We start from the raw sequence: 24247 nt of genomic DNA, 5'->3' as shown, positions 1-24247 counted from the left end.
TTATTCGAGCAGTAGCGCTGGGTTCGTTCCAGCGTGCCCAAGCACGGCTCGCGGAGCGTCCGAGGAGGAAGAGATGGAATCTCCGATCTTAATCACCGGTGCTGCGGGAACAGTTGGTCGCGCCATGTGCGAACTACTGATCGGACGAGGATCCAAAGTGAGGGCGCTAGTTCGCAATGAGGACGTTCGGTCGGCCAAACTAGCCGAACGCGGCGTTGAGGTTGTCACCGGGGATCTTCTCGATCTGCACGCGATGCATCGCGCCATTGAGGGTTGCGAGCGAATGTACTTCGGAATGACGGTGTCGGCTCAGTATCTCGAAGCGACCGTCAATGCCGCCGCCGTCGCGAAACATCACAACGTGAGTGCGTTCGTGAACATCTCGCAAATGACGGTTTCGCAAATGGGAATCAATTCGACCACAGACAGCCCGCAGCAGAAGCTGCACTGGCTCGCGGAGCAGGCGCTGAATTGGTCCGGGGTGCCCGTCGTGCATGTCCGTCCAACTTCATTCCTGGATACGTTCTTCCTCAGGCTGTCGGCCAGTTCTATCCGCGAGCATCAGCAAATCCGATTGCCTTTCGGGAATGGAAAGACCTCGCCGATCGCAAGTGAAGATGTTGCGAGGGTGATCGCCGCAATCATCGAAGACCCGGACCGTCACATCGGGATGATATACGAACTGACCGGCCCGCGGTCTCAGGATATGAACGGGGTTGCCGAAGAGTTCTCCAGGGCCCTCGGACGTCCAATCACTTACGTGAACGTGCCTTGGGAACCTTGGCGCAAGCAGTTGGAGGATAGCGGCATGTTGTCTCCGCATGCGCTCGCCCATCTCGCAACAATGGCTCTTCTTAAACAGCAGAATCGATATGACCGATTGACGTCGGATGTGGAGAAGGTCACTGGCACGCCTCCGCTCAGCGTTTACGACTTTGTCCTGCGCCACGCCAATGTGTATACGGCGGCAGATCAGGAATTGCTGCCATGAAGCGCGCCGCCCCGTTCCGCCGCGTCGCTCGGCGAAAACCTCGACGTAGCCCGCAGAACTCATGAAATGGGTCTTGACGTTTTGCATGATGAACAGCATTCTCCATTCAGGATGATAAATGTCATGCAGAATGGCGCCGCGGTCCGGTAACTACGATATCAATTTGCCCATAATGGCATGGAGCAGATCTGGGCTGCGTTCCAGGGGGCGGCGATGACGGCTGAGGCTTTGACGGGATCTTCTGGAGATAACGCTTGCCTGAACCTCGAGGCGGCTGCCGAATATGGAAGCCGTCAGGTCCAGCCCTCGCCGCGAAGGGGACGAGTAGCCGAGGCAAACTGGGATCTCTTCCGATTGTTCTCTTCCGTCGCGAGCTCCGGCAGTGTCAATCGCGCGGCGCGCGAACTACGTATGAGCCAGCCGACGCTCAGTCGGCGGTTGAAGGAGTTGGAACGCTATATCGGAGCTCCGCTGTTCTTTCGCGTGTCCTCAGGTGTCAAGCTGACACAGGAAGGCGAACAACTCCGTCGGTCCGCGGCGGACATCGTACGGTCGTTCGAGTTGTTTCAACGTGACCTGTCGTCGCGTGTCGGGGACAGGTCTTCTTCCCTCAAGATATCCGCCAGCGAAGGCCTGACCAAGCATTGGTTGTTGCCTCGTGTCAAGAAACTGCGCTCACTCAATGGTCGGATGCGCCTCGAGATTATCTCCACTGTTCTCCAGCAAAATCTTGCCGCAAGCGACCTCGATTTTGTTATCCGGATGGGCCATCCGGGCGACAACGAGCTGGTAGGACGTCGGGTAGCGACGGTTGCTTTCGGCTTGTTCGCGTCCGAAGCATACTTGGCCGAACATCCGGCGCCACGATCCATCGCGGACCTCGATAAGCATGAGATTATCGGGAGTTCGGCTGACTTCGCCGGCCTTCAGGGCGAGCGTTCCGGGCAAATGCTTCTTCTCACGCGATTCAAGGCCGCGGCTGATGCCGGTGCCTCATTGAGAGTGATGCCGATCGCGAACCATTATTCTGCCGCTGCAGCGGGGCTGGGGCTGGCATTCCTGGCGGTGCCGTTCGCGCTCGCTGAGGGATTGGTGCGTGTCCTCCCGAACGAATCGTCGTCGATGGATCTCTGGCTGTTGCGCCGACGCGAGAGTGATCTACGCAAGTTGACAGGGCAGGTCCGCCGGTGTCTCGAAACAGAATTTGCCGACTCTCGTGCGTGGTTTCTGGGGCAGCAGGGGCCTCGAAGGCCTTTGCAGCGCATTGCGTGAGCGCGGTAAGCTGCATTTACCAGGAACGCGCAGGATTCTCCACGACCACAGAACTCCCGCTTGCTTAAGCGCAATCAGTTCCTTTGCAGGGACCCGACGGATGGGCACAGCACAGGTTACGGGCGGGAAGATCGACGCATTTCCGCGTAATCGAGGATTGACCGTCGCGCGGCCAGCAGAATCTTTTTCGATGCTGCCTCTTCCCTCATCACGCGGGAAAGAGTCATCGCGCCTATGATCGTGCACATCACCGAAATAGCGAACTCGGCCGCGTCCTCGTCCTCAATAAGCGCAGCGATGCTGTCGAAGGATGATTCGAGATACGCCGTCATGATTTCCCGCGTTCGCGAATCGGCGCGGGCGACGTCGCCGGCCAGAGCAGCAACGGCGCAGCCGGACGCCGGGTGATCGCGATGTGCCTTGCTAAGGTAGGCGTTCAGGAAAGACTTGAGCGTGCGCGGCCCTTTGGCGCTTGCGGCGTTGATTGCCGACGCGTCGCCATCAGCAAGAGCCCGATCGAGCGCTTGGGCGATCAGATCATCGCGCGACTCGAAATGCCCGTAGAAGCCGCCATGGGTTAGTCTGGCGGACTTCATGAGTTCGCCTATGCTGATGCCCGCCAATCCCAGTTCCCTGAGCTGCAGGGCTGCAGCGTCCAGAATCCGCTCCCGGCTTCTTGCCTTCTCCGCCTGCGAGTGTCCCACCTGTGTCGCTCCAAGGAAATTGCACTTGACGATCTGGATGTCGGCAGCCAACGTGAGTTCTGGATGATAGCCTTCATTCAGAAGAATCTCGCGCGAGGATAAGCAGCCTTCGGGTGAATTTCCATATGTTTCGGCGCGCAACTGAAAGTAACGATACGAGCTGTGGAATGAAACAGGTGGCGGAATAGAGCTCGCCCGTACGAATGTGTTGAGGTAAGCCACATAGGTTGGAGTATGTCAGCAATCGCAATGAACGAATATGCCGCGCTTGCCGGAACGGAAGTGGGCGTGTCTCGCTGGTTCGAGATCGATCAGAGCCGGATCGACAAGTTCGCAGACGTGACCGAGGATTGGCAGTTCATCCACGTCGATCCGGCAAGTGCCGCCAAGACGGCGTTCGGTGGCACGGTGGCCCACGGCTTTCTCACCCTATCCATGCTGGTCGCCATGGCCCACGATGGCTTGCCCGACATCAAGGGGCGGGTGATGGGGGTCAATTACGGTTTTGACAAAATTCGCTTCGTGACGCCGGTGCCTTCCGGAAGCCGCGTACGAGCAAGATTCAAGCTGATCGAGGTGACCGCCCGCGGCGCAAAGGAATTCATGACAAGGTCGGAGGTCGTCGTCGAGATCGACGGCTCCGACAAGCCTGCCTTGGTCGCGGAGTGGCTTGGAGTCTCCTATCTTGCGGAGCCTGTCGCCTTCTAGAGCCCTTCGGGGCCGCCTGATCCGGTTCGGTTGCCGGACGCTTTCCCAATCAGATGAGCTCCCGCATCAAAGCATTGCCATTGATGCCGGAGAAAATGCCGACAACTCTTTGAATCGCCGGTCGCGGACTTTCGACGTCCAATATGGATCGGCGATCAGCGCCCGACCCACCGCAACAAGGTCGAACTCGCCACGTCCAAGGCGCGCTTCCAGATCGTGCAACTCGCTGACCTCGGCGCTCTTGCCCTTGTAGGAGTCGATAAAGTCAGCACCTTTGAGGCCGACAGATCCAACGGTGATCGATGGCCTTCCGGTAAGCTTCTTGCTCCATCCGGCGAGATTGAGATCGGAACCGGAGAACTCGGGCTCCCAGAATCGTCGCGTTGAAGCGTGGAATATGTCGACGCCGGCGTCGACCAGCGGAGTCAGAAGGGCGGCCAGCTCGTCAGGTGTGTGCGCAAGTCGCGCGCTATAGTCTTGCTGCTTCCACTGGGAGAAACGGTGAATGATGACAAAGTCCGGTCCGACGCGCGTTCGAATTGCCTTGATGATCTGAGCGGCGAACCGGGTCCGCTTTACCAGGTGTCCACCGTAAGCGTCATCTCGTCTGTTGGACTGCGCCCAAAGAAACTGGTCCACCAGATATCCATGCGCCCCATGTAACTCGACAGCGTCGAAGCCGATTTCTTTCGCAACCAGTGCAGCTCTTGCAAATGCGTCGATCGTGTCGGCGATATCCGAATCGGTCATCGGTTCGGCGACTTGCTTCCCAGAACCCGATAGTCCCGAGGGCCCGTCCGATTTGCCGTCTGGCCGGGGACCGGTACCCTGCTTGCGCACCATGCCCTGATGCCAGATTTGGGGTGCGATCTTCGCGCCGGCGGCATGGACTGCAGCGACGACCTTGCGCCAGCCATCGATGCTTCGGGGTGAATACAGATTCGGGATATTGGAATCGTTTGAGCTGCCGGCCCGGTCGATGGTCGTGCCTTCGGTAATGATCAGCCCAACCCCGCCTTCCGCTCGGCGGCGGTAGTATGCGGCAACATCTTCTCCGGGCGTCTCGTCGGGACTCTTGGAGCGCGTCATGGGCGCCATAACCACACGGTTCCGAATTTCAAGCGATTTCACCTGGAAGGGTTCGAACAGTGGATTAGTCGTCATGATGCGCCTCTGCAGCGGGTAGGGGGCGTTTGCAGCGCTAGGCCGCCAACTGTCAGCGGCGGGAAACTAAACCACCTGCTCGCCGTCGTGAAATTCATTCCTGAATAAGGCAGGCACAAGAATGTTGTAGCCGGCGTTGGGCACAAATTGTCATGTGACCTGATCGAGCGCACCGCCGCGGGCCGATATCCCTCAGGTGTCAAGCGCTGCAAGGAGGGAGCAAATGAGCGAACAGAAGGCCCCGCTGGGTCGGATCCGCACTGAGGTTCACGGGCGGGTGCTGAAAATCATCATCGACAATCCGGCGAAGAAGAATTCGTTCAATCCGCAGATGATGGTGCAGATCTCCGATGCCATGACCTTGCTGGACCGCAATGACGATTATTGGGCCGGTGTGGTCTGCGCCGAGGGCAGCGACTTTACCTCCGGCCTCGACATGCCCAAATTCTTTGGCCCAAAAGCCGAAAGGATCGATATTCCGGCTGCCAACATCGACGTGTTCGGGCTCAAGGGACGTTGCCGCAAACCTGTCGTCACCGCGGTGCAGGGCATCGTCTACACCATCGGCATCGAAATGATGCTCGCCGGAGACATTGTCGTTGCTGCCTCAAACAGCCGATTCTGCCAGATGGAGTCGAAGAGGGGTATTGCGCCGCTCGGCGGCGCGCACTTCCGCTTTCTGACCCGGGCCGGTTGGGGGGATGCAATGTACCACCTGTTCCTGTGCGACGAGTTCGATGCCACGCAGGCCCACAGGATCGGCCTCGTGCAGGAAGTGGTCGACCCCGGAAAGCAAATTGAGCGTGCGATGGAGCTGGCGCAAACCATTGCCAAGAACGCGCCGATCGGAATCCAGGTCACCAAAGAAGCTGCGTTGAAGTACATCGAGGCCGCTGAACGAGCTGCGATCGACTACATCCCCAAAATCAAGGACCGTGTCTTCAACAGCCAGGACATGATGGAGGGCATCCAGTCCTTCGTCGAACGCCGTGCCGCGGTCTTCAAGGGACGTTAGTCGTCTGCGCCGTGACCAATTCGGCAAGGAAAAGGAGTCACTCATGGGCAGCACGCAAGGCGTCCGATCTTACGAGGATCGCACTGCTCGCGTTGGATTGGTCGCCACATTGCCGAGGCACTGAGCGCGCCAAAGGTGGTTTTGCCATCGCGGAATAGGTGCGTTCGAGAAGATGCGAAGGAGCTATGACTTGTCATGATTGCCGCCAGCGAGACCTTTGGTGGAACTTGGCCTTTCGAACCCTGCTTTTTCGAGGGAGCCGGCTTTCGGATGCATTACGTCGACGAGGGGACCGGCGATCCCATCGTTTGTTTGCATGGGGAGCCCACCTGGGGTTACCTCTATCGACGTTTCATCCCGCCGCTTTCCGCCACGCACAGAGTCGTCGTTCCTGACCACATGGGTTTCGGCAAGAGCGAAACTCCTCGGGATCGGGAATATTCGCTGAGGACTCATGTCGACAACCTGACCAAATTGATCGAAGCGCTCGATCTCAAGAACATTACGTTCGTTTTGCAGGATTGGGGTGGGCTGATCGGCTCGGCGTTCACGCTACGACATCCGCATCGCGTCAGGCGCCTGTTTCTCCTCAACACGTTGGCCGGCTATGGAAAGACCTCGGCGGGGTCGACGCCCTGGTTCCAGCTCATCCTGAAGCATCACAAAGCCGGCACGCTCGGGGAGGTGTTGGGGCACCTGGACGTGAATATCCTCAGCATCATGAAGACGCAGGGTTTGGAGAATTTGTCGGCGGTGGATTCCAATTGGCTTGCAGCCTTCGGCTCGGCCTTTCCAACCAAGGAGGACTGCGTCGGGGCAATTGAGTTTCCGCTCGACGCTTTGCTCGGTCGGATCATTCCATACCTCGAGGAGGGCTTTCAGCTTCTCCAGAACCTGAAGTCGAAACCCGCGATGCTTGCCGTCGGCATGAAGGATCGAGCGATTGCGCCGGAGAACCAGATCTCCGATTTCAAGGCAATATGGCCTGACGGGCCGGTCATCAAGCTCCCGCATGCGGGACACTTTAGTCAGGAAGACGCACCGGATACCATCATTGCATTGATTGAGCTGTTCATCCAAAGCGCCAGGTGATTGTGCAAGCAAACCTGGCTGGTCTTGCGGGAACAGCGGTGCGTGTCCGGCTATGAAGAGCAACTCTATGAGAAGGAATCGCTCATGGGCAGCGTGAAGAAGGCATTCGATCTTACGGGAAAAATCGCGCTCGTAACGGGCGGCTCACGTGGATTGGGCTTGCAGATCGCCGAGGCGTTGGGCGAGCAAGGCGCCAAGGTGATTTTGTCGTCGCGGAAAGCCGCCGATCTCGAGCAGGCGTGTTCACATCTTTCAAAGCTCGGATATCAGTCGGACGCTATCGCGGCCGACAATTCCAAGGATGACGATATCATGCGGTTGGTCGACCAGGCCTTGGGCAAGTTTGGCAGGATCGATATTCTCTTGAACAATGCCGGCGCCACCTGGGGAGCTCCGACAGAGGATCATCCTGTCGAAGCATGGGACAAGGTGATGAATCTCAATATTCGTTCCCTGTTCGTGTTGAGCCAGCAGGTCGCGAAGCGATCGATGATTCCGAACAAGTACGGACGCATCATCAACATGGCGTCGATTGCCGGATTGCGGGGTCACGTTGGCGAGCCGCAGATGATTGCCTACAACACGAGTAAGGGGGCGGTTGTCAATTTCACCCGCGCATTGGCGGGCAGTTGGGGTCAGTACGGCATTACGGTCAATGCGCTCGCTCCCGGTTTCTTCCCCTCCAGAATGACGGCCGGAACCATTAAAGCGGTTGGCCTCGACAAGCTGACTGAGGGGGTTCCGCTGCGTCGCATCGGTGATGAAGACGATCTGAAGGGGGCGATCATCCTGTTCGCCAGCGACGCCGGCAAGCACATTACGGGTCAGATATTGGCAGTGGACGGCGGCATCATGGCTGTCTGACGGTTCGCCCGCCGGCGCATGCTGGCGCGCACTCAATTCAATGTTCAATAGCCGCTCGCCAGATGCGCCGTGGCCAGCACTGACCAAGCCGAGCTACCAAGCTGCCAACCAGCCGACGCCGCGCAAGCGGTTTGGGCGGATCCGAGCGCACCGCCCATCCTAAAGGAGATAGCCGATGACAAGCCCTGTTAGTATCGAGAAACACGGCACAGTGGCCGTTCTTCTGGTCGACAACCCGCCAGTGAACGCACTCGGCTCGCTGGTGCGCCAGGGTCTGTGCGACGCCATGCGGGAGGTGCTGGACAATCCGCAGTATGCGGCTGTCGTGCTTGCCTGCGCCGGCCGCACGTTCATTAGCGGGGCCGACATTCGCGAGTTCGACCAGAAGATCGAGGGACCCAGTCTCGACGAAATCAATCGCCTGTTCGAGAACCGGTCCAAACCTGTCGTCGCCGCAATTCATGGCGTCGCGTTCGGCGGCGGCCTCGAAGTTGGGATGGGCTGCCATTTCCGTATCGCGGCGAGCGATGCCAAGCTCGGCCAACCGGAAGTCAAACTTGGATTGATCCCGGGTGGTGGCGGTACGCAACGTCTGCCGCGTGCCATCGGACCGGCGAGAGCTGTGCAAATGATCGTGACCGGCGATCCGATCGGCGCGGAAGAGGCGCTGCAGCTTGGGCTGGTCCACCAGATATTCGAAGGGGAACCAGTCGCGGCAGGTGTTGCCTTTGCGCAGAAAAGTTCTGTCCGAACGCCGTCCCCTGCGTTCGCTGCGCGATGACGATTCGAAGCTGCAAGCGGCACGCGCCGACAGAAGCATCCTGACAAAGGCGGCGGCCGAAGCGATGAAGCGCAATCGGGGGCTGGAAGCTCCGGCGGCCTGTGTGGAAGCCGTTGCCTGGTGCCTGGACGTACCGTTTGATGAAGCGATCCGACGGGAATGGGCGCTGTTCACGCGATTGAGAGGCGGCAATCAGTCCAAAGCGCTGCGTCACGTGTTCTTCGCGGAACGCAGCAGCAACAAGATCGCCGGTGTCGAAGCGGGCACGCGCCCGCGCAAGATCGATCCGGTCGCGATCATCGGCGCGGGCACCATGGGTGGCGGCATCGCCGTGTCCTTTGCCAATGCCGGCATCCCGGTGAAGCTGATCGAGATCGCAAAGGATTCGCTCGACCGTGGCCTTGGTACTATACGAAAAAGTTACGAGGCGAGCGCAGCGCGCTCCGGGATGTCTTCGGACACCGTTGCCAAGCGCTTGGAACTGATAGCGGGTGCCGTGGGCCTGGAGCACGCTGCGGAAGCCGACCTCATCATCGAGGCTGCTTTTGAGACCATGCAGATAAAGAAGGACATTTTCTCCAAGCTCGACACAGTTGCGAAGCCGGGCGCGATTCTCGCAACCAATACTTCCTTTCTCGACGTCAACGCGATCGCATCCGTCACGAAGCGGTCCCAGGATGTCCTCGGGATGCACTTCTTCAGCCCGGCGAATGTCATGAAGCTGTGCGAGATCGTACGTAGTGAAAAGTCGGCGCCGGACGTGCTGGCTACCGCCGCCGCAGTCGCGCGGCGCATCGGGAAGATTCCCGTCGTCGTGGGCGTCTGCCACGGCTTTGTCGGCAATCGAATGCTCGTCGTCCGCTTGCTCCAGGCCCGCAAGATGTTGCTTGACGGGGCGCTGCCGCAGCAGGTTGACGCTGTCGCGACGCGGTTCGGAATGATGGGGCCTTTTGCCATGGGGGATATGGCAGGTCTCGATATCGGCTGGCGATCGCGCAAGGATAGTGGCGAGACATCTCCGATCGAGGATGCGTTGTGCGAAGCGGGAAGATTCGGTCAGAAGACCGGAGCGGGATACTACCGGTACGATGCTGGATCCAGAACGCCGATTCCGGATGCCGACGTAGAGGCCTTGATCCAGGATACCAGTCGTAAGTTGGGTATCACTCGCCGCCAGATCAGCGACACCGAGATTCATGAGCGACTGATCTATCCGATGATCAATGAGGGCGCACGAATTCTCGAGGAAGGGATCGCGGAGCGGGCGAGCGACATCGATCTGGTCTGGCTCTACGGATACGGCTGGCCGTCCCAGACCGGCGGTCCGATGTTTCTTGCGGACCAGGTAGGCCTGCCTGTCGTGGCTGAGCGGTTGGCGTTTATGGCCGCACTGGACAAGGACGAAACACTGCGGCCGGTGCCGCTGTTACATCGCCTCGCTACCGCCAGCGGAACCTTCGCGGCTTTCAAGTAGATGCAAGAGGTGCGGGATCTCCGCGTCAAGAGAGGACAATAGACGAGATGGTCTACGTGATAGCAACGCTCACGGTGAAGCCAGAAATGAAGGCGAAGTTGTTTTCCGCCGCGAAGGATTGCATCGCCGCCACCCACAAGGAAGACGGGTGTATTTCCTACGAGCTGTTCGAAAGTACCACCGATCCGAACAAGCTCGTGTTCGTCGAGCAGTGGCGGTCCGCCGAGTGCCTCCCTGTGCATTCCAAGAGCGACCACATGAAGGCGTTTGGCCGCGTCGCGGTCAAGTGCTTTGCAGCCCCGGTAGAGGTCCAGATCATCACTCCGGAAAAGGTCGAGAAGCGGTAGCTCTATCGCGAGTCAGGGAGGCGGTCCCAGGCCCACCAGCTCGTGCTCGTGGTCACTTGCGGCGAACAACTTTGAGCACGCGATCCAGATATATGCCAAAGCGATCGCTTTGCGCTGCGTCCAACTATCAAGTTGGCCGGATTTCAGTTCTGTATAGGAATTGACAGAGCCGTCGCCGGCAAGATTGATACTTCCCGTCACATTCCTGCTGGTCATTCAAGGCTTTACCACTGGATGCACCGCCGCCAAGCTGAGTTAGCGAAACGCTCAATTTCAGCAAATTCGGGCAGCTCAGAACCGGGCGGTCGGCTCCCAGAAAGACATTCTTCCGTGCCGGGAGCTTGGCGAAGGACGAAGTGTTAAAGCAGCTTGACTAGTTCTAAAAAAGAACTGTACGTTGAAGGAAAGACGGCTGAACAATGGCCGCGGTTTGCAGGATCGCGACCCCGCCGGGGATGCGCCTCAGCTATTCATAAAGGGAGGACGCTATGCTCAGATGTTTCAAACCTGCTTTCGCGCTGATGCTTTTGGCGCTTGGATCGTCCGCATTTGCCGCCGATGCGCCGGGGGTAACTCAGACTGAGATCAAGATCGGTGGCGTCTTTCCTTTCAGCGGACCCGCTTCGTCGATTGGCCTGGTCGGCCGGGGGATTCTCGCTTACGTCCAGTCGATCAACGACCGCGGCGGCATCAACGGACGAAAGATCAATTACATCGCCTATGATGACGCCTACAGCCCGCCCAAAGCGGTCGAGCACGTTCGCAAGCTCGTCGAAAGCGACGAGATTGCCTTCATGTTCAGTCAGCTCGGCACGCCCGGTAATACGGCGGTGGCAAAATATCTGATGTCGAAGCGCGTGCCAGCCGTCGGCATCGTCTCGGGATCGAACAAGTTCACGAACGTGACGGATTTTCCGCTGACGACGACCAGTCTGGTCAGCTTCGACACCGAGGGAAAGATCTACGCCAAATTCCTGACGAAGACGTTTCCCAATGGGAAATACGCCATCCTCTATCAGAACGATGACCTCGGCAAAGATTACGTCAACGCCTTCAAGGCGAGTCTCAAAGGCGATTTTGACAAGAAAGTCACTGCCATCGCTTATGAAATCAGCGATCCGACAGTGGATTCTCAGATCGTGAATTTGAAGAGCTCAGGCGCCGAAGCATTGCTGGTGGCAGGAACGCCAAAGTTTGCGGCCCAAGCAATCCGAAAGGCCGCCGAGATCGACTGGAAGCCAACAATCCTGCTGAACTACCCCTCCAGTTCGGTTGGCGCAACGCTTAAGCCGGCAGGACTTGAAAGGTCGGTAGGGGTGATAGTCGGGACCATAGTGATGGATCCGACCGATGCGCAGTGGGATAGTACCGCAGGGATGAAGAATTATCGGGCCTTCATCGACAAGTATATGCCGGGCGTCGATATCGCCGACGGCAATTACCTCTTTGGTTACACGCAGGCCATGCTGCTCGAACAGCTGATCAAGCAGTGCGGCAACGACCTGTCCCGCGACAACATCATCAGGCAGGCGAAGAGCTTGAAGAATGTGGCGTTGCCGACGCTGCTGGCTGGCATCACCGTCAATACGAGTGACAAAATCAACATGAACTACACGCAGATGAGGCTGCAGCGCTGGACAGGCACGCGTTGGGACCTTTTCGGCGAGGTACTCGATGCCTCTTCGGAGTGACGCGAGGGATCAGTACTGGCAGCGCAACAAGACAGAACCACCTGCCCGAAAGGGTGCGCGTTTGGAGGAAGAGCAATGTTGATAAGATGGAAGACCGTGGCGGCTTTGGCTTTACTTTTGAGCGGCCCGGCATTCGCGGCTGAAGAGCCGGCGGTTTCAGCGACTGAGATCAAGATTGGCGGCGTTTTTCCCTTCAGCGGACCGGCCTCATCGATCGGTCTCGTGGGTAAGGGACTTATGGCCTATATTCAGTCGGTCAATGACCGCGGCGGAATTAACGGCCGCAAGATCAACTACATCGCATATGACGATGCGTACAGCCCGCCCAAAGCCGTGGAGCACGTCCGCAAACTCGTTGAGAGCGATGAAGTGTCGTTCATGTTCGGTCAGCTCGGCACTCCCGGTATCTCAGCCACGGCCAAATACCTTAGGTCGAAAGGGGTGCCCAGCATCGCGATTATTAGCGGATCGTCCAAGTTCACGGATGTCACCAATTACCCGCTGACCACGACAGGCCTCGTGAGTTACGACACTGAAGGAAAAATCTACGCCAAATATCTGACGAAGGCGCTGCCAAACGCCAAGTATGCCATCCTTTATCAGAACGACGACCTCGGCAAAGACTACCTGAACGCCTTCAAGGCCTTTCTCGGCAAGGATTTCGACCGGAAGGTCGTGAGCGCTTCCTATGAGGTCACCGAACCGACGGTTGATTCACAGGTCGTCAATCTGAAGAGCTCCGGTGCGGATGCCCTCGTGATCGCTGGCACACCGAAGTTCGCCGCTCAGGCCATACGGCAAGCCTCGGTAATCGGCTGGAAGGCGACCGTAATCGTCAATTTTCCATCCGGCTCGGTCGGAGGCACGCTCGCGCCCGCCGGTCTCGACAAATCTGTCGGCGTGATCGTCGGTACGACCAACAAGGATGTTCTGGATTCGGCGTGGAAAGATGACCCGGGCATGCAGGCCTTCAGGGTGTTTTTTGACAAGTATTTGCCAGGCGCCGATATCACCAATGGAAGCTATCTGACCGGCTATCAGCAAGGCGTCGTGCTCGAGCAGATTCTAAAGCAATGCGGCAATGATCTGTCGCGCAAGAGTATTCTTGCGCAGGCCAAGAACCTGAAGGACTTCGTCGTTCCGACTGCGCTGCCCGGCATCAAGGTCAACACCAGCGACACTGAGAACATGATCTGGACGCAGATGCGCTTGCAGCGATGGACCGGCACGAGCTGGCAAGCCTTCGGGGAAGTGCTGGACGCCAGGTCCGAGTGATCTGACCAGCGAAGCCACGAGTGCGGCAGTTCGATGCGAACTGCCCACCGTTCTGGCCCGCAGCCCGGTTGACGGATCACGCCCCCAGGCGGTGAGACCAGAGGCAATGGCCATCAGGGGACGAAGCGCGTGCAGCGCGCGCGGTCGGCTCTACGCGTAATTAAGGAGATCAATCTCGATGTCGACGAAGGCACTGACGTTTGCGCCAAAAGACGTTTCGATAGCGCGTCGAACCGACGGCACGCTCATATTGAGTTCGCCTATTCAGTTGGGCGAGTGCGATTGGCGCATCACAGACTTCCTTCCGACCTGGGCAAATTCTGTTCCGGATAGAATTTTTCTTGCGCAGCGCAACGCGAGGGGACGATGGGACGAGATTACCTATGGCGAAGCATGGTTGCAGGTTCAGGCGGTCGGCCAAAGCCTGATCGATATGGGCGCAAAGCCGGCTGACAAGCTGGCGGTACTTTCAGGGAACTCTATCGAGAACGCCGTGATCTCGTTTGCAGCGATGTCGATAGGGGTAATCCTGGCGCCGATATCGCCAAACTACACGCTGATGCCCGGCAGCCTGGCCCGCCTCAAGGACGTCGCGGAAGCGCTGCGCCCGAACTTCGTTTTCGTTCAGAGCGGACGCGACTTTTCCGCGGGCCGCTCCATTGCCGAACTCGCAGCCGCGACCTGGATCAGCGTCGATGGCGCGCCGGAAACGGTGCCTTTCCAGGCAATGACGGCCCTGAGCGGGAGTGACGGATTCGAGCGTGCATCACGTGCGGTGTCTTGCGACGCTGTCGCAAAGATACTCTTCACGTCCGGTTCGACCGGTTTTCCCAAGGGCGTGCTCAACACCCACCGCATGATGGCGAGCTCCCTTCAAATGGGCAGCCTGCTGGTGTCTCCTCCGGATACGCCGGTCCAGGTCGACTGGCTGCCATGGCACCACACAATGGGCAGCAACGTGATCCTTCACAGCATCCTCAAGAATGGCGGGACGCTCTACATCGACGACGGTCGGCCGCTGCCTCAGCTTTTCCACAAGACGATCGCCAACCTCAGGGAAATTTCCCCGACCGCCATGTTCAACGTGCCTGCCGGCTATAACCTGTTGTGTGACGCGATCGAGAACGACCCCGAGCTTGGCGCCAGCGTGTTCAAGCGGATGGATAGAATGAGCTATGCCGGGGCTGCAATTTCGGAAGGCACGCTCGAAAAGCTCTATCGATTGACATCTTCAATTACCGGTCGGCGAATCCCTGTCATGTCGGGCTATGGCACCACCGAAACGGCACCGACAATCAGTACGACCCATTGGGCAACGGACCGGCCGGGAGAGATCGGTCTTCCCGCGCCGGGTCTTCAACTAAAGCTGATCCCTGTTTCAGATACTTACGAGGCAAGGGTCAAGGGACCCAATGTTACGCCAGGTTATCTCGGAAGGCCGGATCTGACGGAAAAAGCCTTCGATGAGGAAGGGTTCTATCGCATCGGCGACACTGTTTCGTTTCTGGATCCCGAGAAGCCGGAGCTTGGGCTGCGTTTTACGGGCAGAATTTCTGAAAACTTCAAGCTTGCGAACGGCACGTGGGTCTCGATCGGCAATATGCGCGCGGCAATCCTGGCAGCCACGCGCGGCGTATTGCTGGACATTGTCGTTGCCGGGGAGAATCGTGAATCGTGCGCGCTGCTCTGCTGGTTGAATCCGACTGAGGCAGCGCGGATTTCGAAGAGTTCAGGCTCAGATTTGACCTGCGATGCCGATGTGGTCGAATTTCTGAAGCAACGTTTTCGGGAATACAATGAAACCGTTGGAAGCAGCGAAAGAATCTGCTCGTTCTCGCTGTTGAAGGAGCCGCCGTCAATGGCAGCAGGGGAAATCACCGACAAGGCTTACGTCAATCAACGTGCTGTGCTGAAGCATCGTTCTGAACAGGTCGAGCGCCTCTACTGCAACGAAACAAGTCGAGATGTGACTAGGGTCTAAAGGCGAGTTCAGTCGTTCGCGACCCTGCCGCATGTCGTGTCCGCCAGATGGCGCCTGCGGATATTCCCAGGCTGCAAATTGCTAGAGCGAGGCCTACGACGTCATATCCCAGCTGCGCGCGACCTCAAGCGGCTGCTTTGCGGCGCGCTTTTGCCTTCGGGCTCTCTGGCGCCTTTGCCGCTGGAGTGCTTCGGGCACCGGGGCCGGGGTGGGTATGAACCTCCTTAGCCGAAAGCGGCTCGCCGCACTCAGAGCAGACCATGACCGGATCGAAGTTCTTGCCGCATTTGCGGTGCTGGTGCAGCAGCGGCCGCCCGCGTTCGTCGACCATGTGCGTGTCGCCCCAATGCACAATCGCCATCATGATCGGATAGAGATCGAGTCCCTTCTGGGTGAGGATGTATTCATGCCGCTTGGGCGACTCCTGATAGGGAATGCGGCGCAGGACACCTTGCCGGACCAGTTTCTTCAGCCGCTCGGCGAGCAAATGCCGTGTAATCCCGAGCGCAGACTGAAATCCTTCGAAGCGGCGGGTGCGAAGGAAGCATTCGCGCAGAATAAGGAGGGTCCAACGGTCACCGATCACGCCGATGGTGCGGGCCATCGAACACGGCTCTTCTTCAAGGGCATCCCATCGCATTTTCCTGCTCTCCAGTCATCCGGCGCCCGATTCCGCTCGAATCGTCCAGGGAACCTCAGCTTCGCTACCATTCTAGATAGGTACTCAGCTCCAAACAATCCCCTATTAGGGATGCGAAAATCAGCAGAAATTCGCAGGAATTTGACAGTTCGTTTTTAGAACTATAAAGATGGGTGGTAGCCGGAATTCGGCTATTGGACATCAAACCTGATCATTCAATGCACGCTCCGGGAGAAGCCGACATGCCCCTGAAGGTAGAATTCCAGTTCGATTTCGGCAGCCCCAACGCCTATCTGGCGGAGGTTGCCATTCCGGGGATCGAGCGGCGTACCGGCGTAAAGTTCGAGTATGTCCCGGTTTTGCTCGGCGGCATCTACAAGGCGACCGGCAACATGTCGCCGTTCGATTCGCTTCGCGGCATCAAGAACAAGCCGGAATATCAGGCGCTCGAGACCCAGCGGTTCATCCGGCGCCACAATATTACGAAATTTCGTCAGAATCCGTTCTTTCCGGTCAACACGCTGATGCTGATGCGCGGCGCCGTCGCGGCCCAGTTCGAAGGCATGTTCGAGCCCTATTTCCGCGCCGCCTATCATCATATGTGGGAAGAGCCCAAGAAGATGGACGACCTCGAAATCTTCCGGAACGCGTTTGTTTCGTCGGGAATCGATATCGACAGGTTGATCGCCCGCGCACAACAGGATGACGTCAAGAAGAGACTGATCGATCTCACCAACGACGCGGTAAGCCGGGGAGCATTTGGCTCGCCGACTTTCTTCGTTGGAAAGGAAATGTTTTTCGGCAAAGACCAGCTCCGCGACGTCGAGGAGTCGATCGTCGAGCAGACGCGTCAGCCTGTTCCCAAGACGGCGTAGAATCGAGCCTCAACGTCAGCGAATAGATTAATCCAGGGCTGGCCAACAATCGAAGTTCGGCTCAGGCCCAGAATTACAAAGTACAGGGGAGTGCCATGCCTGGTCCGCTTAATGGTGTTCGTGTCCTCGATTTGACCGGCGTGGTCTCGGGTCCGTTCGCGACGATGTTTCTGGCGGATCAGGGCGCCGACGTGCTGAAGATCGAGCCGATCGGCGGCGATATTACCCGCCGCAGCCGTGCCACCATCGACAAGGATGGCGAGTTCTCGGCGCTATTCATTTCGTCGAACCGCGGCAAGCGTTCGCTGTCGATCGACGTCAAAAGCACGGCCGGCCGCGAGGTTCTCGGCAAGCTGGTCGCGCAGTCTGATGTGCTGGTACAGAACTTCCGGCCCGGCACCATGGAGCGCCTCGGTCTTGGCGTGGAAGAGTTGCGCCAGCGTCACCCGCGCCTGATCTATGTCTCGATCAGCGGCGTCGGCGATACCGGCCCGTACGTGAAGAAGCGCGTCTACGACCCGATCATTCAGGGCCTGTCAGGCTTCGCCGATGTCCAGTCGCAGCCGGTCACCAACCGCCCGCAGATGATCCGCACCATCGTATGCGACAAGACCACCGCGGTGTTTACCGCCCAAGCGGTGGCGGCGGCGCTCTACGCCCGCGAGAAAACCGGGCAGGGCGATCATATCCAGGTTGCGATGCTGGATGCGATGATTTCCTACCTGTGGCCGGAAGGCATGATGCAGTACACGGTAGTGGGAGCCGAGGCCGCCGCCACCGATCCCAACGACCGGCCGGACCTCGTGTTCAAGACCAGCGATGGCTACATCACGGCCGGCACCATATCGGATTCCGAATGGCAGGGGTTTTGCCGGGCCACCGGCGATCCCGAGCTTGCCAAGGATCCGCGGTTTGCGACGCCGGCGGCGCGCTCGGTCAATGCCACCGCGCGAATCAACAAGATGGCGGAGTATATCGGGCAGCACACCACGGCCGAATGGCTGGAGCGCCTCGACGCCGCCGACGTGCCTTGCGCGCCGATCTTGCGCCGGAGTGAAATCATTCACAACGAACAGGTGGTCGCGCGCGGCATCATTACTGAATTCGAGCAGCCGACGGTGGGGCGGGTCCGGCAGCCGAAACCGGCTGCCCAATTTGAAGTGAATAAGGCAATGATCGGAGGACCGGCGCCTCGCGTTGGCGAACACTCGCGCGAGATCCTGCGCGAGCTCGGCTATGATGATGGCGCCATCGAAAAGATGGTCAGCGAAAGATCGGTTAGGGCTACGGTCTAGCGCTCAGGGACTTCCGCGTCGGCTTAATTGGCGCTAAGAGGACATTACCGACACTGCCGACTTGATACCCCGTCTCTAGTGGACGCGTTCCTGGTAAAACAGTCGTTATGAAGCAAATCGAGCAAGACCCTGGAAGGTTCCCCGTAGTCCACGTTCAGGAGGTCATCCGGTCCTGCATCGGAATGAATTTACGGCTGACTGAACGCCTTGTTACTCGCTTGTTGGAAGCAAGGCTGCGTGCCGTAGGCCTCAGCGCGGCCGAGTTCTTTCTGATGACTCACATTGCCGCCGTAGGAAGTGATAGTGTTGGAGCTTTGGCCAGGCACATGGGACTCGAGAAGTCGACATTATCGAGAGGCGTGCGCGGCTTAGAGCGCAAAGGGTTTGTCGAAATCGTCGTTGCTGAGTTTGACTCGCGAAGTCGCGAAGTACGGTTGACAAAAAAAGGCGCAGCACGCCTGGAAGCCGCGATGCCGATCTGTCGGAAGATCGACGACGAGATTGCGACGATCGTTGATCGTCGCCAAGTCGCTCGGATCGCTGACAGTATGTCTGCCCTGTGCAGGCGATATTAAGATTGAATGCTCAAGATGCATGCGTTTTGCCACCGCGGATTGGTTGCGACCTCGACGAGAGCGTTTTGGACTACGCCGTGACGCCCGCAGCTGGCGTTTTCGACGCCCAGTCGCGAATCAGACGCCGCGCAAATATCGTCGGTCTGTGGCCCGGTCCTAACGATCGGAAAAGCACGGCGCGAAGTGTTCCGCGAATTGGAGTGCGACCACGGCGCTATCGACAAGACAATCGGCAAACGCGGGGGGGCCTTGGAGCTTAAGCCCTTTGGCGTGGGCGGTATCAGCTCTCAGGGGTTTGCTTGCACGGGAGTAGACGGTGTCACCGGAACATTCGCAGTCTCAGCGCGCTGATAAGCCTCTCTCCTCCGGATTCGTTCCAGGTAGGGTTGCGCGTTGTCGCAAATACCGACTCCGTAAGCGATGGCCCAGTCCAGGCACGTGGTCAGCAGGATGTCAGCGCTGGTGAACCGGTCACCCATCAGGAACTGCCGGCCGTCTGCCAGTGCGACCTCGACGTGGCGAAGTTGTTGCCGGAAGTATTCGCCAGCCTGCGCGACGACTTCGGGTGCAACTCCATAGATGTGTCCCAACGCATCCGCGCGATGGCGACGCATGACGTAAAGGCTGGTAGAATCGAGTTCGGCCACGATAAAGAAGCACCATTCGAGCCACGTGGCGAATTCGCGCTGCGTTTCGGGAATCAGCGAACGGTCTGGCGTTGAATACGTTCGCGACAGATAGGCGACAATCGCGGCGCTTTCGCCAATGCAGAAGTCGCCGTCCTGCAGCAAGGGAATCTTCTGGCGGGGATTGAGCTTGGTGTATTCCGCCGTCTTGGTCTCGCCTGTCCGCGGCCCGATCGGCCGGACCTTGTATGACAAGCCAAGCTCATGCATGGCCCAGTGCGGGCGAATGGTGCGGCTTGTCCCAACGCCCCACAGGGTCAGGCTTGGCGTCGCGTTCATGTCACCATTTCTCCACAGAGGGGCGGAGATCGAGCTCGTGGGTCCAGCCATCCCTGCTTTGTTGGTGGGTGAACCAGTAGGCATCGGCAATGGAAGACGTCTTGGTCAGGCTATCTGGGGGAATTTCGCTTGCCTCGATCCCCTTCGCCGCTTTCATGCGCTGGTGAATCGCCTCGCTGTCGACGCCGGCGTCGATCAGAAGATGCACGACGTGAATGTTCTTCGGTCCGAGCTCGCGCGCCATCGCCTGGGCCACTGCTCGAAGTCCGAACTTCGCTGATGAAAATGCCGCAAACCCCGGGCCGCCACGCACACTGGCCGTTGCACCTGTAAAGAAGATAGTGCCGCGTTTGCGCGGAAGCATGACGCGCGCAGCCTCACGTCCGACCAGGAAGCCGCCATAACAGGCCAATTCCCATGCCTTGAAGAACAGCTTCTCGGTTGTCTCCAGCAATGGCTTGTTGACGTTCGATCCCGCGTTGAAGAGGCAGACCTCGATGGGTCCGAATTCCTTCTCGATTCGCGCAAATATGCCTTGGACCTCTGCTTCCTGGCGGGCATCGACGCTGAACGCGTGAATGCTATGTCCCGCAGCCCTCAGTTCGCCCACAAGCCCCTGCGACTTGGACGCATCACGCCTGCAGATGCAAACCGTATAGCCGCCCTTCGCAAAACGCCGGGCCACGGCAGCTCCGATGGCGTCGCCTGCGCCCACAAGTATCGCCACGCCGCGGGCTTCCGCCATCACCGTTCCTCCTAATTAAGTTCCTATTTGATACTTTAATCGTAGCGGCGGGTCGATGCCTTGTAAACGAGAGTTTTCGATAATGCGCAGTTGTATATGGCAGCCAAGTTGCCCCTTTCGGGACCTCATCAAACAGGGATGATGAATTAGTGATTGACGAGTTCTAAAAAAGAACGTTATGTGAGCGGCGAATGTGCCGCGTTGCAGAAATGGGCATGCTTTGGTCGGGAGGTCGGTCGTGGCGGAGCTTTCGGAGGCGATCAATCTCGACGAGATTGCTGCCGGCTTGCCGAGGCGCATCCATAAAGTAACGGCAAGACAGGTTGCCGAAGCCCCCGACCGGATCGCGCTGGTCGAGATCGGGGCATCCTGGAGCTACCGCGACCTGCAGCAGCGCGTTAGACAGATCGCTGCCGTCCTCTCCTCGCTTGGAATCAGAGCGGGCGACCGGATGATCATTGTCAGCGAAAACTGCATTGCGCTCGCTGCGTTGCTGCTGGCGGCGAGCCGACTCGACGCCTGGGCGGTCGTCGCCAATCCGCAATTGTCGTCGCGCGAGCTGGACCAGATTCGCGATCACAGCGGCGCTCGCCGGATGTTCTTTACTTCAGGTGTCTCGAAGGAAGCGGCGGCCCATGCGTCGCGCCTCGGAGCTGAGAACCGGCAACTGGGCCCGCTGCACGACGTCGCCGTCGGGCCACTCAACCAAAGCGCAACCGTCGAGCCGGTGGAAGCCGATCCTGCAAAGCAAGTGGCGGTGCTGATCTACACCTCGGGAACGACGGGGTTGCCGAAGGGGGTTATGCTCTCCCATGAAAACTTGCTGATCAGCGCCTGGACCACGGCGCTTTCCCGCAAGATGGTTCGCGACGATAAGGTCTATCTGGTGTTGCCGATGTCGCATATCGTCGGCATCTCGCTCCTGATCATGACGTTGATGGTTGGCGGCACAGTGCGGATGGTCAGCAAGTACGATCCGGCGGCTACCGCCAAGGCGATCACGGAGGAGGGCGTAACCATCCTCAATGGCGTACCCGCCGCCTATCAACGCCTGCTGGAGTACAAGAGTGTATCAGGTCTGGAACGGCTCGACCGGGGCTCGTTGCGCTTGATTGCCGTTGCCGGCGCGCCGCTCGACCCGAGTCTGAAGATGCGAGTTGAGAAGGAGTTTGGTTTGCCGCTGCTCAACGGCTATGGAGTCACCGAATGCTCGTCGGGAATATCAGGCGTGCGCTTCGATGGGCCGCGTTCCGATCACGCTGTCGGCACGTTGCTGCCGGGAGTAGAGGGGCGCCTCAGAACAATCGACGGCATACCATTATCAAAGGAAGAGGTCGGAGAACTCCACGTGCGCGGGCGCAACGTGATGCGCGGCTATTACCGCGCTCCCGAATTGACAGCCAAAGTGATCGATAGCGAAGGCTGGTTCAATACCGGCGATCTTGCCCGCTTTGACGGCGATTGGCTGTACATTTTCGGCCGCACCAAGGAAATGATTAGCGCCTTACTAGCGAAGATTGAGGCAATCCTCAATTCACGCAAGGATGTGCAATCCGCCGTCGTGGGCCGAGCCCTCAACGGTGATGGGGAGCTCGTCGCATTCGTGCAGCCGTTCCCGGGATCACGCGTCAAACCGGCCGATCTGATGGATTTCATCAAACCTCGGCTCGCCTCCTATATTCGGCCGCCGAAAATCGTTGTCGTCGACGTCTTGCCGGGAAGCTCAACTGGCAAGAGCCGCGAGCATGAGTTAGCTGGCTGTTTGCATCGCGACCGAGCTGCTGCCAAGCAGGCAGCGAAATTCCACCGACGAACTCACTTGACGTGACCGGGAGAAGACCTTTGCAAAAGAGAAACGCAACCGTGGCCGTGATCGGCGCCGGTGACTTTATCGGCGGCGAGATCGCGAAGAAGTTCGCCTCAGAGGGCTTTACGGTGTTTGCCGGGCGCCGCAACGGCGCCAAGCTAGAACCGCTCGTCAAGGAGATCGAGAAGGCCGGCGGCGAAATTCATGCGCGCTCGCTCGACGCACGCAAGGAGGAGGAGATCATCTCGTTCCTCGGCGATGCCGATAAGCATGCGCCGCTCGAGGTATGCATCTTCAACATCGGCGCCAATGTCAACTTTCCCATTCTGGAAACCACCGAGCGCGTGTTCCGCAAGGTCTGGGAAATGGCTTGCTACTCGGGCTTTCTTGCCGGCCGGGAGGCGGCGCGATTGATGTTGCCCCGGGGCAAAGGCAATATCTTCTTCACCGGAGCAACGGCAAGCTTGCGCGGCGGAATCGGCTATGCGGCCTTTGCCAGCGCAAAGTTCGGTCTGCGAGCCGTCGCACAGGCAACCGCCCGCGAGTTGGGGCCCAAGAACATCCACGTGGCGCATCTCATCATCGATTCCGGCGTCGACACCGAATGGGTGCGTCAGCGAAGGATCGAGGCGCTCGGTCCCAACGCGCTTGATAATCCCGATGCATTGATGCCGCCGTCCTCAGTCGCGGAATCCTATTGGCTGCTCTATCAGCAGCCCAAAAGCGCCTGGACATTCGAGCTGGAGATCCGTCCGTTCGGCGAGAAATGGTAGCGGGAGCCTCGCACGATGGAGCTCAATCTTTCCAGCGAGGACGCTGCATTTCGTGGCGAGGTGCGCGCCTTTATTGCGGAGAACTATCCGCAGGAAATGCGCGTGCCAAATCCCGAGACCGATTTGACGAAGGAGCAGTCGCTGCTCTGGCACCGGATCCTCTACAAGAAGGGGTGGATTGCTCCGCTCTGGCCCAAGGAATATGGCGGCCCAGGCTGGTCTGTCACACAGCGCTTCATTTTCGAACAGGAGACGTCGCGCGCCGGGACGCTGCCACCGCTGGCATTCAGCGTCACCATGGTCGGCCCGGTCATCTACACCTTCGGCAACGACGCGCAGAAGAGGAAGTTTCTGCCACGAATTCTCTCGGGGGAGGATTGGTGGTGCCAGGGTTATTCTGAGCCGGGCTCCGGCTCAGACCTCGCCTCGGTTCGCACCAAGGCGGTGCGCGACGGCGATCACTACATCGTCAACGGCCACAAGACCTGGACAACGCTGGCTCAGCATGCTGACTGGATCTTTTGCCTGGTGCGGACGGACCCTGCAGCAAAGCCCCAGGCCGGTATCTCCTTCCTCCTGATCGATATGAAATCGCCCGGCGTTACCGTGCGACCGATCATCACCATCGACGGATCGCACGAGGTCAACGACGTTTTTCTCGAGGACGTGCGCGTCCCCGTGGAGAATTTGATCGGTGAGGAGAACAAGGGCTGGACATACGCCAAATTCCTGCTTGGCAATGAGCGCACCAGCATGGCCGGCATCGGCCGGTCGACCCGGTATCTGGAGCGGCTCAAGCATATCGTGAGGTCCGAGGTCGGCGAGGACGATCCAGCGTTCGGGGAATTCATCAGGGAGATCGCACGCGTCGAGCTCGATGTGCTGGCGCTGGAGGCAACCGAACTGCGTATCGTTGCGCAGATGTCGCGCGGCATAAATCCGGGGCCGGCCGCATCGTTGTTCAAGATCAGGGGCACTGAGATATTCCAGCGCATTACCGATCTGACGCACCGGGCGATCGGCAATTACGGTCTGGCCATCCGTGAACACCCGGTTAGCTCCAACCGCTTCATGCCGGGCCCGGACTACGGACACACCGCGACCGAGAAGTACCTGAACTCGCGCAAGCTCAGCATTTACGGGGGATCGAACGAGATCCAGCGCAACATCATCGCGAAAGCGGTTTTGGGTCTCTGACCGCATCGCACGAGGT

General features: G+C 58.7%; 21 protein-coding genes and 1 pseudogene. 17 read left to right on the top strand and 5 right to left on the bottom strand.

Annotated features, from left to right (window positions below; all coding sequences use genetic code 11):
• Positions 1-73 precede the first annotated feature (73 nt).
• Both V1293_RS14235 and V1293_RS14230 read left to right on the top strand, forming a co-directional pair.
• Entirely contained in the window at positions 74-991 is a 918-nt protein-coding gene (locus V1293_RS14235; protein ID WP_334510489.1) for an SDR family NAD(P)-dependent oxidoreductase, read from the top strand.
• Positions 992-1168: 177 nt separating this feature from the next.
• A complete protein-coding gene (locus V1293_RS14230) occupies positions 1169-2263 on the top strand; it encodes a LysR family transcriptional regulator (RefSeq protein ID WP_334510487.1) in 1095 nt (364 codons plus the stop codon).
• Positions 2264-2379: 116 nt separating this feature from the next.
• Here V1293_RS14230 and V1293_RS14225 read toward each other — a convergent pair whose 3' ends face one another.
• Positions 2380-3018 carry a TetR/AcrR family transcriptional regulator gene (locus V1293_RS14225; RefSeq protein ID WP_334510485.1) on the bottom strand — a complete coding sequence of 213 codons (639 nt, stop codon included), beginning with the start codon at positions 3016-3018 and terminating at the stop codon, positions 2380-2382.
• 183 nt (positions 3019-3201) lie between these two features.
• On the opposite strand from V1293_RS14225, the gene V1293_RS14220 reads away from it, so the two are divergent.
• Entirely contained in the window at positions 3202-3675 is a 474-nt protein-coding gene (locus tag V1293_RS14220) for a MaoC family dehydratase (protein WP_334510482.1), read from the top strand.
• Between the two features lie 66 nt (positions 3676-3741).
• Here V1293_RS14220 and V1293_RS14215 read toward each other — a convergent pair whose 3' ends face one another.
• Positions 3742-4839 (bottom strand): NADH:flavin oxidoreductase, encoded by a 1098-nt coding sequence (locus tag V1293_RS14215; RefSeq protein WP_334510479.1) that lies wholly within the window; start codon positions 4837-4839, stop codon positions 3742-3744.
• Between the two features lie 223 nt (positions 4840-5062).
• Between V1293_RS14215 and V1293_RS14210 the strand changes: the two genes are divergently transcribed.
• The 8 genes and pseudogenes from V1293_RS14210 (at position 5063) to V1293_RS14175 (ending at position 15359) form a co-directional block, all read left to right on the top strand.
• Positions 5063-5854 carry a crotonase/enoyl-CoA hydratase family protein gene (locus V1293_RS14210; protein ID WP_334510477.1) on the top strand — a complete coding sequence of 264 codons (792 nt, stop codon included), beginning with the start codon at positions 5063-5065 and terminating at the stop codon, positions 5852-5854.
• Between the two features lie 195 nt (positions 5855-6049).
• A complete protein-coding gene (locus tag V1293_RS14205) occupies positions 6050-6946 on the top strand; it encodes an alpha/beta fold hydrolase (RefSeq protein ID WP_334510474.1) in 897 nt (298 codons plus the stop codon).
• Positions 6947-6988: 42 nt separating this feature from the next.
• Positions 6989-7810 (top strand): SDR family oxidoreductase, encoded by an 822-nt coding sequence (locus V1293_RS14200; protein ID WP_334510472.1) that lies wholly within the window; start codon positions 6989-6991, stop codon positions 7808-7810.
• Between the two features lie 175 nt (positions 7811-7985).
• Positions 7986-10065, top strand: a pseudogene (locus V1293_RS14195) (3-hydroxyacyl-CoA dehydrogenase NAD-binding domain-containing protein).
• Positions 10066-10112: 47 nt separating this feature from the next.
• Positions 10113-10412: a putative quinol monooxygenase gene (locus V1293_RS14190; protein WP_334510470.1), complete on the top strand. Its 300-nt coding sequence runs from the start codon at positions 10113-10115 to the stop codon at positions 10410-10412.
• 488 nt (positions 10413-10900) lie between these two features.
• Positions 10901-12103 (top strand): ABC transporter substrate-binding protein, encoded by a 1203-nt coding sequence (locus V1293_RS14185; RefSeq protein WP_334510468.1) that lies wholly within the window; start codon positions 10901-10903, stop codon positions 12101-12103.
• 75 nt (positions 12104-12178) lie between these two features.
• A complete protein-coding gene (locus tag V1293_RS14180) occupies positions 12179-13378 on the top strand; it encodes an ABC transporter substrate-binding protein (protein WP_334510466.1) in 1200 nt (399 codons plus the stop codon).
• 178 nt (positions 13379-13556) lie between these two features.
• Positions 13557-15359 carry an AMP-binding protein gene (locus V1293_RS14175; RefSeq protein ID WP_334510464.1) on the top strand — a complete coding sequence of 601 codons (1803 nt, stop codon included), beginning with the start codon at positions 13557-13559 and terminating at the stop codon, positions 15357-15359.
• A 124-nt stretch (positions 15360-15483) separates the two neighbouring features.
• Here V1293_RS14175 and V1293_RS14170 read toward each other — a convergent pair whose 3' ends face one another.
• Complete coding sequence (locus tag V1293_RS14170) at positions 15484-15999, bottom strand: winged helix-turn-helix transcriptional regulator (protein ID WP_334510462.1); 516 nt, start codon at positions 15997-15999, stop codon at positions 15484-15486.
• 242 nt (positions 16000-16241) lie between these two features.
• Between V1293_RS14170 and V1293_RS14165 the strand changes: the two genes are divergently transcribed.
• From V1293_RS14165 to V1293_RS14155, 3 genes are all read left to right on the top strand, one after another.
• Positions 16242-16874 (top strand): 2-hydroxychromene-2-carboxylate isomerase, encoded by a 633-nt coding sequence (locus V1293_RS14165; protein WP_334510459.1) that lies wholly within the window; start codon positions 16242-16244, stop codon positions 16872-16874.
• 95 nt (positions 16875-16969) lie between these two features.
• A complete protein-coding gene (locus tag V1293_RS14160; protein ID WP_334510457.1) occupies positions 16970-18169 on the top strand; it encodes a CaiB/BaiF CoA transferase family protein in 1200 nt (399 codons plus the stop codon).
• 107 nt (positions 18170-18276) lie between these two features.
• Positions 18277-18744 (top strand): MarR family winged helix-turn-helix transcriptional regulator, encoded by a 468-nt coding sequence (locus V1293_RS14155; protein WP_334510456.1) that lies wholly within the window; start codon positions 18277-18279, stop codon positions 18742-18744.
• Positions 18745-19031: 287 nt separating this feature from the next.
• Here V1293_RS14155 and V1293_RS14150 read toward each other — a convergent pair whose 3' ends face one another.
• Positions 19032-19709 (bottom strand): glutathione S-transferase family protein, encoded by a 678-nt coding sequence (locus tag V1293_RS14150; RefSeq protein ID WP_334510454.1) that lies wholly within the window; start codon positions 19707-19709, stop codon positions 19032-19034.
• Position 19710: 1 nt separating this feature from the next.
• Complete coding sequence (locus V1293_RS14145; RefSeq protein ID WP_334510453.1) at positions 19711-20454, bottom strand: SDR family NAD(P)-dependent oxidoreductase; 744 nt, start codon at positions 20452-20454, stop codon at positions 19711-19713.
• Between the two features lie 238 nt (positions 20455-20692).
• On the opposite strand from V1293_RS14145, the gene V1293_RS14140 reads away from it, so the two are divergent.
• From V1293_RS14140 to V1293_RS14130, 3 genes are read left to right on the top strand one after another with little or no spacing between them, the layout of a single operon-like run.
• Positions 20693-22282, top strand: coding sequence for a class I adenylate-forming enzyme family protein (locus V1293_RS14140; protein ID WP_334510452.1), 1590 nt, complete (start codon positions 20693-20695; stop codon positions 22280-22282).
• A gap of 14 nt (positions 22283-22296) precedes the next feature.
• The gene (locus tag V1293_RS14135) at positions 22297-23034 is read left to right on the top strand and encodes an SDR family oxidoreductase (protein ID WP_334510450.1); all 738 of its coding nucleotides are present in this window, start codon (positions 22297-22299) and stop codon (positions 23032-23034) included.
• A gap of 15 nt (positions 23035-23049) precedes the next feature.
• Positions 23050-24231: an acyl-CoA dehydrogenase family protein gene (locus V1293_RS14130; protein WP_334510448.1), complete on the top strand. Its 1182-nt coding sequence runs from the start codon at positions 23050-23052 to the stop codon at positions 24229-24231.
• Positions 24232-24247: the final 16 nt, after the last annotated feature.

The organism is Bradyrhizobium sp. AZCC 1693, from assembly GCF_036924745.1.
GTDB lineage: Bacteria > Pseudomonadota > Alphaproteobacteria > Rhizobiales > Xanthobacteraceae > Bradyrhizobium.
Note: the sequence above shows the minus strand (reverse complement) of the source record. Positions and strands in the feature narration are given on the sequence as shown.

What these genes read in the sequence shown, in the direction of transcription:
- V1293_RS14185 (WP_334510468.1), top strand. Translation starts at nt 10,901, where the DNA reads ATGCTCAGATGTTTCAAACCTGCTTTCGCGCTGATGCTTTTGGCGCTT.
- V1293_RS14170 (WP_334510462.1), bottom strand. Translation starts at nt 15,999, where the DNA reads ATGCGATGGGATGCCCTTGAAGAAGAGCCGTGTTCGATGGCCCGCACC.
- V1293_RS14155 (WP_334510456.1), top strand. Translation starts at nt 18,277, where the DNA reads ATGAAGCAAATCGAGCAAGACCCTGGAAGGTTCCCCGTAGTCCACGTT.
- V1293_RS14215 (WP_334510479.1), bottom strand. Translation starts at nt 4,839, where the DNA reads ATGACGACTAATCCACTGTTCGAACCCTTCCAGGTGAAATCGCTTGAA.
- V1293_RS14180 (WP_334510466.1), top strand. Translation starts at nt 12,179, where the DNA reads ATGTTGATAAGATGGAAGACCGTGGCGGCTTTGGCTTTACTTTTGAGC.
- V1293_RS14150 (WP_334510454.1), bottom strand. Translation starts at nt 19,709, where the DNA reads ATGAACGCGACGCCAAGCCTGACCCTGTGGGGCGTTGGGACAAGCCGC.
- V1293_RS14190 (WP_334510470.1), top strand. Translation starts at nt 10,113, where the DNA reads ATGGTCTACGTGATAGCAACGCTCACGGTGAAGCCAGAAATGAAGGCG.
- V1293_RS14160 (WP_334510457.1), top strand. Translation starts at nt 16,970, where the DNA reads ATGCCTGGTCCGCTTAATGGTGTTCGTGTCCTCGATTTGACCGGCGTG.
- V1293_RS14165 (WP_334510459.1), top strand. Translation starts at nt 16,242, where the DNA reads ATGCCCCTGAAGGTAGAATTCCAGTTCGATTTCGGCAGCCCCAACGCC.
- V1293_RS14175 (WP_334510464.1), top strand. Translation starts at nt 13,557, where the DNA reads ATGTCGACGAAGGCACTGACGTTTGCGCCAAAAGACGTTTCGATAGCG.
- V1293_RS14230 (WP_334510487.1), top strand. Translation starts at nt 1,169, where the DNA reads ATGGAGCAGATCTGGGCTGCGTTCCAGGGGGCGGCGATGACGGCTGAG.
- V1293_RS14220 (WP_334510482.1), top strand. Translation starts at nt 3,202, where the DNA reads ATGTCAGCAATCGCAATGAACGAATATGCCGCGCTTGCCGGAACGGAA.
- V1293_RS14130 (WP_334510448.1), top strand. Translation starts at nt 23,050, where the DNA reads ATGGAGCTCAATCTTTCCAGCGAGGACGCTGCATTTCGTGGCGAGGTG.
- V1293_RS14205 (WP_334510474.1), top strand. Translation starts at nt 6,050, where the DNA reads ATGATTGCCGCCAGCGAGACCTTTGGTGGAACTTGGCCTTTCGAACCC.
- V1293_RS14235 (WP_334510489.1), top strand. Translation starts at nt 74, where the DNA reads ATGGAATCTCCGATCTTAATCACCGGTGCTGCGGGAACAGTTGGTCGC.
- V1293_RS14145 (WP_334510453.1), bottom strand. Translation starts at nt 20,454, where the DNA reads ATGGCGGAAGCCCGCGGCGTGGCGATACTTGTGGGCGCAGGCGACGCC.
- V1293_RS14210 (WP_334510477.1), top strand. Translation starts at nt 5,063, where the DNA reads ATGAGCGAACAGAAGGCCCCGCTGGGTCGGATCCGCACTGAGGTTCAC.